The organism is Novosphingobium profundi, assembly GCF_018491765.1.
Classification (GTDB): domain Bacteria; phylum Pseudomonadota; class Alphaproteobacteria; order Sphingomonadales; family Sphingomonadaceae; genus Novosphingobium; species Novosphingobium profundi.
Map to the genome: position 1 here is coordinate 63,714 of NZ_JABWCU010000006.1, position 13,048 is coordinate 76,761.

General features: G+C 58.3%; 9 protein-coding genes and 1 pseudogene. 7 read left to right on the forward strand and 3 right to left on the reverse strand.

Annotated elements, in window-relative coordinates; all coding sequences use genetic code 11:
* Positions 1–7: 7 nt before the first annotated feature.
* On the reverse strand, positions 8–370 hold the full coding sequence (locus HT136_RS07020; RefSeq protein WP_214198865.1) for a hypothetical protein: 363 nt from the start codon (positions 368–370) through the stop codon (positions 8–10).
* A 670-nt stretch (positions 371–1,040) separates the two neighbouring features.
* On the opposite strand from HT136_RS07020, the gene HT136_RS07025 reads away from it, so the two are divergent.
* The 3 genes and pseudogenes from HT136_RS07025 (at position 1,041) to HT136_RS07035 (ending at position 2,813) form a co-directional block, all read left to right on the forward strand.
* Entirely contained in the window at positions 1,041–1,445 is a 405-nt protein-coding gene (locus HT136_RS07025; protein ID WP_214198866.1) for a hypothetical protein, read from the forward strand.
* Positions 1,442–1,651, forward strand: a complete 210-nt coding sequence (locus tag HT136_RS07030; protein WP_214198867.1) for a helix-turn-helix domain-containing protein — start codon at positions 1,442–1,444, stop codon at positions 1,649–1,651. The genes HT136_RS07025 and HT136_RS07030 overlap by 4 nt, the downstream gene beginning before the upstream one ends.
* A 146-nt stretch (positions 1,652–1,797) precedes the next feature.
* Positions 1,798–2,813 (forward strand): annotated as a pseudogene (locus HT136_RS07035) (IS110 family RNA-guided transposase).
* A 531-nt stretch (positions 2,814–3,344) separates the two neighbouring features.
* On the opposite strand, the gene HT136_RS07040 reads toward HT136_RS07035, so the two are convergent.
* Positions 3,345–7,019: a YobI family P-loop NTPase gene (locus tag HT136_RS07040; protein WP_214198868.1), complete on the reverse strand. Its 3,675-nt coding sequence runs from the start codon at positions 7,017–7,019 to the stop codon at positions 3,345–3,347.
* Positions 7,020–7,227: 208 nt separating this feature from the next.
* Between HT136_RS07040 and HT136_RS07045 the strand changes: the two genes are divergently transcribed.
* Positions 7,228–8,904 (forward strand): AIPR family protein, encoded by a 1,677-nt coding sequence (locus tag HT136_RS07045; RefSeq protein WP_214198869.1) that lies wholly within the window; start codon positions 7,228–7,230, stop codon positions 8,902–8,904.
* 197 nt (positions 8,905–9,101) lie between these two features.
* On the opposite strand, the gene HT136_RS07050 is transcribed toward HT136_RS07045, so the two are convergent.
* Positions 9,102–10,019, reverse strand: coding sequence for an OST-HTH/LOTUS domain-containing protein (locus HT136_RS07050; RefSeq protein WP_214198870.1), 918 nt, complete (start codon positions 10,017–10,019; stop codon positions 9,102–9,104).
* A gap of 662 nt (positions 10,020–10,681) precedes the next feature.
* Here HT136_RS07050 and HT136_RS07055 point away from each other — a divergent pair.
* The 3 genes from HT136_RS07055 to HT136_RS07065 all read left to right on the forward strand — a co-directional run bounded on the left by HT136_RS07055 (position 10,682) and on the right by HT136_RS07065 (position 12,966).
* On the forward strand, positions 10,682–10,861 hold the full coding sequence (locus HT136_RS07055) for a hypothetical protein (protein WP_214198871.1): 180 nt from the start codon (positions 10,682–10,684) through the stop codon (positions 10,859–10,861).
* Between the two features lie 78 nt (positions 10,862–10,939).
* Positions 10,940–11,938: an AraC family transcriptional regulator gene (locus HT136_RS07060; protein WP_214198872.1), complete on the forward strand. Its 999-nt coding sequence runs from the start codon at positions 10,940–10,942 to the stop codon at positions 11,936–11,938.
* A complete protein-coding gene (locus HT136_RS07065; protein WP_214198873.1) occupies positions 11,935–12,966 on the forward strand; it encodes an SDR family oxidoreductase in 1,032 nt (343 codons plus the stop codon). Before HT136_RS07060 ends, HT136_RS07065 begins: the two co-directional genes overlap by 4 nt.
* Positions 12,967–13,048 lie beyond the last annotated feature (82 nt).

The following is a 13,048-nucleotide window of genomic DNA, read 5'->3' on the forward strand; positions in this document are numbered from 1 at the left end:
TTCCCTTTCAGACGCGCTCCTCGACGACGATATCGAGGGTGAGCTGCAGCACATCCTCGTCCGCATCGGCCGCTTCCGGCTGCAGGGTTTCCTGGCCGCAAGCGAGCGTGATCCACTCGAAATCCCAGTCCAGATCGACCCGGTCACCGTCATTGTGACGCGTGATGCGAACCTGCGCTGCGCCTTCGACCGCGAGGGCAAAACGGCAGGTGCAAGCACCGTCGAGGAATGTCCCACGGATCAAGGTTCCATCCGAAAACGCCAGCGAGAAGCCCTCGGTAATCCCGCGCGCAGGGACATCGAGACGCGTCTCGATATCACCTGTCAGCAGCAGGTTCGATCGGCCTCCAACCTCAATGTGAACACCCATGCTGCCATGCCTCCATGCGACTCACGTTCGACCACAAGAATAGAACATAAAGCGAACATTTGAAAGGAGGAGGGTTTGGGAGGGGGAGGCATTTGGAGGCAAGGCGGGGAAAAGCACGAGGGAAGGAAATGGTGGCGAGGGCAAGATAAAAGGGTGTCTCGCGCCACCCATAAGCATCTGTCTGCACATCGTTTTTTAGAGAGACAGTGACTGTTTTGGCGAGACACTTGCGAGACATGGCGTGACGCCGGTTCACATGGCCCATTCGGCTGGCTGCAATGCGGGCTGGCGCTAGATTTGTAGTAGCGCCCGTGCCTGGAGGCCGATCCGTTTTTGTGCCGGGCCTTTGCGACGGGAGATCTCGTAGATTCGCGCTGGCAAAGCGCGGGCTATGGCGTCTCGAAAGTACGAGGCGGCGATGCGGCATTTTGTCCGCCGGTCGCGCCCTTACTCTGGACAGGGCAGTCATCGACTGGCGCGGCCTGCGGGGCAGCCGGGATTGCGTTTAAACAGGCACGCAAACACGCCTTGCAAAAATGCGCGTCACGGGTGCGTTTGGGGCTGACGGTTGGCAAGCGTGCCTGGCTCAGGAATTTCGGTTCGACAAAGGTACCGATCGGCACCGGACAGGCCCTGCCTAACAGGCGAGGCATGGTGCAATCTCGCTTGCATGCCGACCGCCAAAACCCGCCATCAGTTCTACTTGCCCGAAGGCCTTTCCGCGAGCCTTGCGAAGGCGGCTGCCGAGCCCGGAAACTCGAAAACCCTCGTCCTGACTAAGGCATTGGCTGCTTGGTTCGACCAGGACACCCAAACTCCGGCTATGAGTGTGTGCGATCGCCACGACAGCCAAGCCGTGCAGATCGAGGCCAAGCTCGATCGGATCATCAATATCCTTTTAGACGCCCAGTCGTCCGCTGCGTCGGAAGGCCATTCTCATGGCGAGGTGCGAGCTCACGGCGGTTCCAAAACGCCCGACCAATCGGTGCGCAAAACCGTGGAGCGGGACGAGGCAAGAGGTCGGGAAATGAGCAGCCCCTCCCGGCTCGGGAATCAACAGGAGTTTGATCTATGATCCAGAAGGCCAGCTTGCCGATCGAGCCAATTTCCGTTCGCATTCCGGAAGCCTGCCGACTGACCGGCATCGGCCGTTCAAAGCTCTACGAGCTGATTGCAGAGGGCCGCATTGAAGTCGTCAAGGTCGGGGCGATGACGCTTGTTCGCTATGCCAGCTTGAAGGACCTGATCGACCAGGCTCGACGCTCTGAGAATGGGCATTGAGTCGGCACTCCCGATGCCAGCCTTTGGGACATTCGCGACGGTCGGCTTGAGAGTGACAACTCCAAGAAAGCTGATGGGGTGGACGCCCCCCGACGGCATCTAGGTGCTAAAGTGGAGGTGTTGGTTCACCACTGAGGGAGGCGTCCGTGTCGCAGGTTAGCACAATCGGTCTGGATATCGCCAAGAACGTTTTTCATGCGCACGGCGCCGACGAGCGCGGTGTGACAGTTTTCAGCCGTAAGCTGACGAGAGGCAAGCTGCTCGACTTCTTCGCCGGTCAGCCAGCCTGCGTGGCGGCGCCCATCACTGGGCGCGCCAGCTGCAGACAATGGGACATGAGGTGCGCCTGATCCCACCTGCCTACGTCAAGCCATTCGTAAAGCGGAACAAGAACGACGCGATCGATGCTGAAGCGATCTGCGAGGCGGCGCAGCGTCCTGGCATGCGCTTTGTGGCGGTGAAGAGCGAGGAGCAGCAGGCCGCAGGGCTTGTATTCCGTACGCGTGACCTGGCGGTTCGTCAGCGCACCCAGCTGATCAACGCGATCCGCGGGCACCTGGCGGAGTATGGTTGGGTCGCGCCGCGCGGCACCGCGCATATGACGATGCTTGCTGACCTTCTGGAAGATGATGAAATGGCCTCGACCCTGCCGGAGGCGGCGCGGCCCATGTTCAAGCTCATGGTCGACATGTTGGCTGAGCTCGACCGGCAAATCTCCGTGCTCGACCGCGAGATCGCACGGCGTGCCAAGGAGGACGAAACGGCACGCCGGCTGATGACGATCCCGGGGATCGGCCCCATCGCTGCGACGGCCATCATCGCGCTAGCACCGCCGATCGAGACCTTCCGCAAGGGCCGCGACTTCGCTGCCTGGCTTGGCCTCGCGCCGCGCCAGCACTCGACCGGCGGCAAACAGCGGCTCGGCAGCATATCGAAGATGGGCGAGCGCACGATCAGACGGCTGCTGATCATTGGCGGCAGCTCTATGGTGCAACAGGCTTGCCGGTTCGGCGCGCCGGCCGGCTCGTGGCTGGAGCGCATGCTCGCGCGCAAACCGCGCATGCTCGTATCGGTCGCGCTCGCCAACAAGATGGCGCGCATGGTCTGGGCGTTGCTCACCAAGAACGAAGATTACAGAGCTCCGGCAGCGGTCGCGGCGTAAGCCAAGGCAGCGGTCAGAGGCGTCGGGGACGTAGGCGGTCAAAGGAGGGTATGGCACAACAGTCGGCGAGACGGGGCTGGAAGAACCAGAGAATGGCAGAGCGCTAGCCAAGCGCGCAAAGCTGAAATGGATCCGGTCCGCGAACTCCCATACTGGCCCGAAGCATATGGCGCTGCTCATCGAGGCCGGACAGATGACAGCATCCGACTACGTGCCAACATACCCCGATTTAGCGCTTGCATCCGATGGGGCGTCCACAGAAGTCATTCAGCGGACCCTACTCAGGAAAAGTGCTCGGGGCGAGCAGGCAATGATCCGTCCTGTGGCGCGGATTCGCTGGCATCTTCTGGCGTTCCGGCTGCCACACACAACGAATCGAATCCACTTGCGCTGGAAATTTTAGCGGTCCCAGAATTCGACAACCGTCGATGCGTTCTTCCGCTCGCTTCCTTGGGTTAATGCGGAGGTTCAGGAACGAGGACAGGCCAGAGGTGTTGGGTTGGAGCGTGAATTGGGGGGTATTCGTCCAGCTCACTTCCTGAACATGTTCATCCGGATCGACTTGTCGAAATAGGCGCCTTGCGTCCATGATGAGATGAAGCCGCGCTTTTTCAGCCAAGTTACGAACTCGAGGTTCGTGTCATTGCTGTCCAGCCTAGGCGTACCAAAGCCGGGCTTAATCTCGGAGAGCGGGGCTGGCAGCGATTGTAGAAGGTCACGCAGCTGCTGATCGTCGAACTGGTCGTGCAGCATGTTGAGCAATGTTATCTGCGTGGCCAGAGGTCGGGTGCTGACGATGACAGCACCGGCCGAATTGGCGTCGAGGTTCTCAACCTTCACGCCGGTTCGGGCAATTATCATGCCGACGAGCGCCGCGCGTGAGGCCATGTCGGCAAGAAGCCTCAGGTCCATCGTGCGAATGATCCTTAACCGGTGTTCGTCACTAATCGCGGCCTCCAGCAGGATCTGCCGGAAGTCGTCGTCGAGGGCGCAATCGCCTTCCACCTCCAGGAAAGCGGTGATATTCCGCACCACGAAGGCAGCGCCCAGGGCCGGATCGTCGCCGAGCTGTGACAGGCTGTCTGCCGAGAAGGTCACCGCATCGTGTTCGACCAGTATCGCAAGCTTTTCCGCGCTGAGTTGCCCAGGAAACGCATTTAACCGGTCTGAAAGCGACTGAACGTAAGTCGCATAGGCTTCGTCCTTCAACTCGGCATTCTCGATGATGAATTTGCGAAGCGCTTCGCCCGGTTTCCCGCCTGGCAACGGGTGTGGGGCAAGGGCCCGCATTGAGCCCTCATTGTTTAAGAACCGGGTCAGAACCGTCGCATCAAAGGCGTCGCTGTCAAGGAAACTCAGGCAGTTGTCCCAGGTTGCCTCGATCTTTTCGAGATCGAGCACGGCGACCTGCAGTGTCTCCGGAACATCGTTGAGGCTCGGCAGCAAGACCACCTGCCTGTCGAGGAATTCGACGATGGCATCATGTTCTAGATCATTCCGTTCAATGATTTGCAGCATGGCGTCAACGCTCTCATACCGGTTGTCCGGTAGCTGGTTGAGCACTTTGCGTAGATACTCGTCGAACCGTTCATCGATGACTTTCAGAAGCGGGCCACTCCTAGCTTCGAGCAGCGTTGTGTAGTTCTGCCGGTGGACCCGTTCCTGATCATCGATACCCAGGATGGTCCAGGATATGAACTCAAGGTTGGCGATGGAAAGCTCGTAAAGCCCCTCGTTGAACACAAGGCGCATGATGCCCGAGTGCTTTTCAAGAGCGGCAAGGTCTCTTACTTCGATGTCGAGCGATGTGAACTGCTCTGGTGGTACATCGATGCCTTGTGCAAGAATGTCGGGCAACCTGTCCGAGACGAAGTCGGTCAGCGCCTGGTCGCGGTGGCCGAGATGCCTCAGGCCGCTCGCTGGAAGCTGGCCGATGATCTGTGCCACATGCATGAGGTTGGCGGAGCTTTCGAGCGCAGCCGAGCTGAAACCGGGCCAGACGTTCGCCAACCCCGAAATCAGCGCAGGGATCGCAGTGCCTCTGGCATAGTAGCTTGCGAGGAAATTCTCGCACCGACTGAAATCGGACGCAATGAACGTCAGCAGCCGCTTGATCTGTGTCGCATAAACCTCGGGCTCGCCGAGCAGGTAGTCGACGATCGTGACATTGAGGACGTGGTCCCGGCTGAAGTCTTCATCGCGCATCGCCGCGATGACCTCCTGCGTGTTGTCGATCTGAAAATCGGGTTCCGGCGTCCTGTAGCTGCGGATAAGGATCAGGAACTTGTTGTCGTTGGGCGACAGGCGCCCGGAATGGAAAAGCGAAGTGTATTGGTAGTAGGTGTCGTCGAGATAGCCCTCCAGCACCAAGAATCGGGCTAGCTCAGCCGCTGCTCCGAAGGCATCGAACAATGGATCGATCTCCTCCTGGATCTCACGCAGCGTCTCGTTGAACTTCATCATGCGCACGACACCCAGCTTGCCGCGCAAATCGCGTATTTGCTTCTGGGATGTTTCCCTGAAGGCAGCTGACTTCCTCTCCACGTCCTCCTTGCGTTGGGCAAACGTCCGGTGAGGATCGACTTTCGATTGGAGATCACCGATCTGCAAGTTCCTCGAGCCATGTTGTGGTGAAGCGATCGTGACTTGCCGTGCGTTCAGGATGGCCTCGAACTGCTCGTGATTGGCTAAGGCGGAGAACGAAACCGGCGCGCTTGAGTTAAGACCGATACGATTGAAGGGTTCGGGAACCATTTCAATGAGGGCCATCGCGTAAATGCGGCGCAACTCCACCAAATCGGCTGAAAGCTCGCGTATACCATGTTCGATAAGCTGCTCTAGGTCGGCGATTTCAGCTCTGTATCGAGCCTCGATCCTCACGATCGCCGCGTCGTGGCTGCGAAGAACATTCGCCAAATTGCCTTTACCGCGATGCAGCACTTCAAAGTCACGGGGGAACACATTCTTGTAGATGAGAACCGCGAGCAGCTTGTTGGCGTCGAGGTTGTTCTCACCACTGGTCTCGAGGACCTTCACGTAGATGGCGTACTCGTTGAAAATGTTCAGGATCAATCTGAGATCGTGGAGGTATCGCGAGACTTCCCGAAGGAACTGAACGTCAAGCTGCCCCCCAATGGAAAGCCGCTTGACCTGCTCCAGCACCATGTCGATCGCGTTCGAACTGTTGACGATGGGGATGACCGGGATGATGATCTCGAAAAATTTTGTCCGGTCCGTGTTCACGAACATGTCGTCGCGCAGCGCGTAGAGAAAGCGAATATGGCGCTTGCCGGCAAGGTTGGCGTTTACCAGACTGTTGATTTCTCGCAGCGTCACGAAGATGTCGGGGTTATTGAACCGGTCCAAATCCTCAATGATGACCAGATCATAAGGGGTTGATTGGAAAAAGTATATGATCTCGTCCATGTGACGATTGAGGATTGATTCCTCACTTACGGCCTTCGAAGTGATTTCGATGTCCTTGAGCGAGATACTCTTCAGCGATATTCCGAAACTCGCCACATAGAGGTGGTGGGCGAGTTTCCAGACGAAACCGCCAGCAATTAAAAAGGTCGCCAGATTGAACCAGTTTCCCAATGCGATTGGAAGAAAATAGGTGCCTGTCATGACTGCGTCGCGGTTCCTGAACAGATGCCAGCAGGCGATGGCCCCGACTATCATGGACAGCGAGGCGAGAACTGACCATGGACCTGGTGTCTCAATTCGCTTGAACCTTGAAAGCGGGAGCCGTCTAGCATCGGCACCATAGAGCATCTGCTGAAGGATGCTGCGTTCGATCTCCTGCCTGCCTACCGTGCCGCCATTCGATTTTGAGGCGTTCGACGATGCGGTTGGCTCTGCCGGAGGCTCCTCCTGCTTCCCGCTGTCGACCTCGGTGACCGCCTGTGCTTCGGGCAGGAACGCGGCCAGGGAAATTTGTAGATACGGGCGCCCGTATCCCTTCAGAAAAGTTCTGATTATGCTGCTCTTGCCTGATCCGTAGGGCCCGGTAAGCGCAATGTTCATCACGCGATCGCTGCATGTCGCCCCAGTTAGTGCCGCTGAATACGCGCCTGTGGGATCCGCTTCCTCGTTTGGAGCGAGGTCGGTGAGCAAGGCGCCCTCCTCGGTGTTCTCGGGCTTGCGAATGATGTAGTTCGCAGCTCTGGTCAGCCATCCTGCTAGTTTTGTTCGGAAATCAAACAAGTCTCAAGAGCTCCGGAATTTAACGCGCGCGAAATCTGCGGTTAACATGACTTTTTGCGCGACCAAAGTTTCACCTACGAATACTCGTGCGCGTGTTTCGTGTTGGGGCAGTTGCCGGATATCGGCAGTGCTTATCGCTGGTAGCGCCTGATGCGCCAGATCCGCGTGAAGGTTGAAACGGTCGGAGCCACAGGGCAAGAAGTACCACATGGCAACACTTCTTGATTGGGGAAACGTTGACGCGGCTGCCGCTCAGATTGAGAAAGCTCTCAATCTCGAAAGCCGACGGGAAGCGTTCTCTCTCCTATGTGTAACATCTCTACTACGCATTGACTTCGATGAGGCGAGGGGCTCGATCACCGATGGTGGAGAGGACAGGGGCATTGACGCGGTCTATCTCGACGAGCGCTTTGGCCGCCGTGTGATCCATCTCTTTCAGTTCAAGTGCCACAGTAAATTCAAACCAAGCAACCGCAACTTCCCGTCGACTGAGATTGACAAACTACTTGCCTTCATTGGGGACTGCTTTGGACAGGTCGATGGTTTTCTAGATACATGCAATCCGATGCTGCAGCAGAAAGTGTTGGACATCTGGGACTTTGTGAGTTCGGGGGCGTGCCAAGTCGAAGTCCACCTTTGCTCCAATGGGGAGCGGCTTACCCCCGACCAGAGGGTCCGCTTTGAATCCTCGCTTGCCCGGTTCAAGTTCTTCCAACTCCGCGAAGCCGATCTCGATTCCCTGTCTGATACGGTCTCGCACCGGACAGCAAAAGAGCGGGAGATTCACCTCCGGATCGTAGAGGAACAGGTTTATGAGCGCACTGACGGCAACGTGCGGGCTGTGATCGGGACGGTTCGCGGCGACGAATTTATCGCGGCGCTGACAGATCCTACCAAGCCGACGCAGCTTGACCCCGATCTGTTTGAGGAGAACGTCCGCGTCTACCTCGGTGAACAGAACGACATTAACCGGCGCATCTACGACACCGCAGTGTCCAATGAAGCCGGAATGTTCTGGTATTTCAATAACGGCATTACGATCGTCTGCGAACGATTCAGTTACCAACCTGGCTTCAAGAATGCGCCATTGTGCCTCCTAAATCCTCAAGTGGTAAACGGTGGCCAGACCTCGCACGCACTTTTCCAGGCATCGCGAACCAGCTTCGATTCAGTGCAGCGCGTTAGGCTGCTCGTCCGTATTATTGAGACGCAAGACAAGAGCCTCTATGCGAAGGTCGCCGAGGCAACGAACAGCCAAACGCCGATACGAAGTCGCGATCTGAGATCGAATGATCCCGTGCTTGTCCGCCTCGAGGCATCTCTGCTGAAGCACGAGTGGCATCTGGATCGTAAGCGCGACCAGCATTCCAAGATTGACGAAAGCAGACGCATAGATGCCCTGAAGTTAGGGCAAGTCTGGTTAGCCTACGTCCGCGCCGAACCCGATAAGGCGAAGACAGCTTCGGATCGAATATTCGGAGAGTATTTTCCGCTGGTTTTCGATCCTTCTGAGATGGATGCGAAGCGCGTGATAGCGGTGTGGAGCCTCTACACGGAGATCGAAAAGCATCGCCGCGCCAAGCTTCGAGAAGCGCGTAAGGCATCAAGGTTGGCCGCTGAGCAGGAAATCGAGTCAGCGTGGATTGTCGAGGGTTTGTATCATCTGGCCTTTGCCGTCAGGAAACTCGCGGATCGCGCCAACATCGACATCTTCGATTTCGACCAGATCAGCCCTCTAATCCCTGAGGCGGAGCGGCGGTTGGCGGAGTTCGTCAAAGACCGCCCGAATATCTCGACCTACCGCCTCTTCAGAAATGCAGCCACGAAACAGAACCTGTTTCGAGCTTCGCTCAACGAGCAACCCCAGCAACTTAACCTCCTCTAGTCCGTCGAGCCATGTCTCTCGTCAGTAACGCTAGATAACGGCGCAAGTTGGCGTTACCGGCTCGTCCACCTGTGCGAATTTCTGGCTCCCAGCAGTCTTGCCCCAGTGGTTTGCCAAAGCAGACCGGCCGGACCAGAGGCCGGTAAATCAGTGGCTAAAAGACCATAACGGGTCGACGGCGGAATGGCAGTCACACGCTAACCTGGTCTTGCCGCACATTCAGATGGCTTTTTCTCTCGATACCACGCGGTTCGACGGCCTTCTATCTTTCGATACCGTAATTCGAACAGTCCTGATTCATGCAGCACTTGTCGCCAACTACTACAGCCATAGTTCGACGGCACTTCTGTGGGATGTTGCGCAGCGATCAGATCGCTGCCCTTTGAGACGAGTGCCCAACCATCTACAGAAAACTCTGCCGCAGCGGAACGAAATGCACGCACTGCTTCGGTGATCGACCAAGGAATTTTGCCCCTGACAAGAAAATCTTGGATTACGGCAGATTGTACAAGCTCTGCCATCGCCAGTTTGGCCTGAGTCAGATCTTTGCCCCACATGCGCAGGTTATCCAAATGACGTTCGATCTGGTGGTTGGCCTCCGTCAGGGCTTTTTCCGCGACCCGACACCCATCGTAGCTTGCGATGTCGTGCCGTTCGAGAAAATGATGGATCAAGTCGTTGCGTAAGGACACAAAGTACTTCAGATCCCGGACAATTCGGTTGTAGTCGTCAGCCGAAACGGTGATCCCCATTTTGACATGGAATGAGGGGCTATCACCGGGCCGGCTGAATGTCGCATCGGAATGACTGGATTTCTTTTCGGCGGTCAAGAAGGATCTGAGCATTTCGTTGACCAGGGTGCCAAGCGTCTTGTTTCTGCTATTCATTGCCCGGGAATCTGTGTCCACGGATTGCGCCGAACCCGAGACTTCGTGACATGCTATGATGGTTTTGATTGAAGCTTCATATGCTTGTATATTCAGAACGCATTGACCGAGTTTTTCCTTCAACTCACGCCGAAGCTCATGAAGGGCCGTAGGAGATGATTGCGACATTTTCGCCCAAGTCGTGTTCCGGTCTGGTTGAACCAAGATGGACGACATACGCCCCATCATCGCGTACATACCCCTTCGATATTAAGATCGAATAAAGCCGGGAGCCATCCACTGACGTCAGTACGAAATCGACCCGTCGTGGGCGGCCAGATCGGAAAGGCGGAACGTCCGCAGTTAGGGACCGAGAATTGACGGCTGAACGTTCGGCAAGGGTCGGAGCTTCGATTCAATGTTGACGTTGAAAGTGTTTTCTATCAGGCGCGCCATTAAGGATGGTGAGCGCAATCATACCAGCGACCTTGAGGGCGCTCACCATCTTTACCTCTCGACGCAGCCGCGCTGTTTCGCGTTTTGATCGCCGGGAGCGCCGACCTCCTCTACTGGAAAGCTCCGATAATCGAGGACGCAACCACAGCGGACTGTCGACTCCTAAGAAGCATGACGCTGCGTCTGAACAGCCGACTAGGGTCGGATTATCCGTTGAGGGGGATGTCCCGAAACGGAATCTGGAACCGGCCGTCAATAGGTCACGACACTTTTCAGATAGTCTCGGCACATTTGTAGCAGGTAGCCTTGGAGCGCCTCGATGGCCGCAGGAGACAAATTCTGGTCAAAGGTGTTGCGGACGATGCCGAAGATGACCGTAATGGGCGTGGCGTCGAGGTTGGCGTGTTGCTTTCCCCGCCAGTGGACGCGCTTGCGAGCATAGCCAGCGTTCCCGCGTGATGGGCCGACGCATAGTCAACATCGCTGACGCCATGCTGCAATCGATGCTGGACCTGTTGACGATCGCGGGCGTGAAATTTGAAAGATCGGCCAAGGCGCTGACCCCGGCAATGCGGACTTGGGCCTTTCCACGCTGGCCGGTTTTCACCGCCTCATTGCTGATCAGGCGAATGTGATGACCTGATGCTGGCACGCGCATTGATTTTGGCGCGATCGGATTTGTCGATGCTGGATCTTCCTCCTAGCGTGGATCCATGCCCACGCCGACAAACTTTCCGTTGCCGTATAAACGGCTAATCGAACGAGGTTTTCCGATTGGGCGACTCTGTACCCGCGCCGGTGTCGAACTGGCGGACAGGCTGAGCACAGCTGACTTCTTCCGGCTGTGGCGCATCGCCGAGCAGGAGTTCGATGATCCCGCCACGGGTCTGCGGTTCGGGGCCGAGGCGGTTTCTCAGGGTTACGGCGTTGCCGCCACGGTGGCCCTGCATGCACCGGATCTGCGTCATGCCCTCGCCGCCCTCGCCCGATACAAGAGGCTGACCTGTCCAGAATCGATCGATGTGGAGGTCGCGGGGAGCAAGACCATCGTCCGCTATCGCTGGCTTGAGGCGAACACAGAGGTGCCTCGATTGCTCGTCGACATGACGATGGCCTCCCTGCTGGCGCTGGTCCGGCGCGGCACTGCGGATCGGGTGGCACCCGTTGGCGTCGAACTCGCGCGCAGGGCACGGCATCATGACCTCCTCTCGCAGCATTTCGGCTGCCCGATCACCTTCGGCTCCCTCCACGACGCGATGCTGTTCGACAGCGCCGCCCTCGATATGTCTTTCGCCACGGTCGACCGCGAGGCATTCGCGCTGGTTACCCAAGGGCTAGAGGCGAAACTTCGCAGCGGTGCGGGCCTGACGCCGCCCCTTGGCGAACTGCGGGTCGCGATCGCGCGACACCTGAGCGAGGGGCGGCCACCCCATGTCGAAACTGTGGCCCGCCGCCTGGGCCTGAGCAGCCGGACGCTCCAGCGCCGCCTCGGCGCGTGGGGCACAAGCTTTCAACAACAACTGGCTGACGTGCGGCGCACCACCGCCGTTCGCCTTCTCGCCAACACCGAACTCGACACGGTGGCCATCGCCATGTTGCTGGGTTTCATCGAGCCGAACTCTTTCTCGCGCGCTTTCTGGAGCTGGGAGCAGACGACGCCTAGCCTCTGGCGCGAGCAGCGATCCTTCAGCCATGCACAGGACCCTTCATGAACCAACGACATGTCCTAGTCACGGGTGGTTCCGGCTTCATCGCCGGGCATTGCATTCTTCAACTGCTGGCCGATGGCCACCTCGTTCGCGCCACATTGCGATCGATTTCGGGCGAGACTGCCGCACGCGCCGCGCTCGAACAAGCGGGCATGGTCCAGGGCGGCCGGCTCAGTTTCGTTGCCGCCGACCTCCTGCGCAATGATGGCTGGGCCGGAGCTATGCGCGACATCGACGCTGTCCTTCATGTCGCCTCGCCAGTCCAGCCGGGCCATGTCGCGAACGAGGACGATCTGATCGTGCCCGCGCAGGAAGGCACTCTGCGCGTGCTGCGGGCGGCGCGCGATGCGGGCGTCGGGCGTGTGGTGCTGACCTCGGCCTTTCATGCGGTGAGTTGGGGGCATCCACACCGCGCCCACGTTTTCACCGAAGCCGACTGGACGGTCCTCGATGGACCCGGCGTCGATGCCTATGGCAAGAGCAAGACCATCGCCGAACGCGCGGCATGGGACTTCATTGCGCAGGAAGGCGGAACGCTGGAGCTGGTGACGATGCTGCCGGTGGCGGTGATGGGCCCCGTGATCGGCCACTCGGTGACCGGGGCCAATCATATCATCCAGCGCATGTTGAGAGGCGCCATGCCGGGCTTTCCCAATCTTTTCATCCCGATCGTCGATGTGCGCGATGTGGCGCGGGCACATATCCTGGCGCTGGGCAGCAGGCAGGCCGCCGGCGAGCGCTTCCTCATCTCGAACGGCGTGCCCCTGGCGATGAAGGAGATCGGCGCGATCATCAGGGATAGCGTGGACGAGGCGGCCTCGTCACGCTTGCCGACCCGGTCACTTCCTGATCTGATGATACGCTTCATGGCGCTCTTCAGGCCCGAACTGCGCCATTATGTGCCCGATCTTGGCTATGCGAAGAAGACCACCAATGAGAAGTCCCGCAATCTTCTGGGTTGGGTGCCGCGACCTGCCGAGGAGGCGATCGCGGCGGCGGCGCAAAGCATGGTCAGAAGCGGACTAGGGTAACGCGCGGGGGGGGGGGGCTCAGGCGAACGGCGGTGATGCGCCCCACTCTGGCCTCTCAGCAGCAGTCGCCATCGCCTTTGCG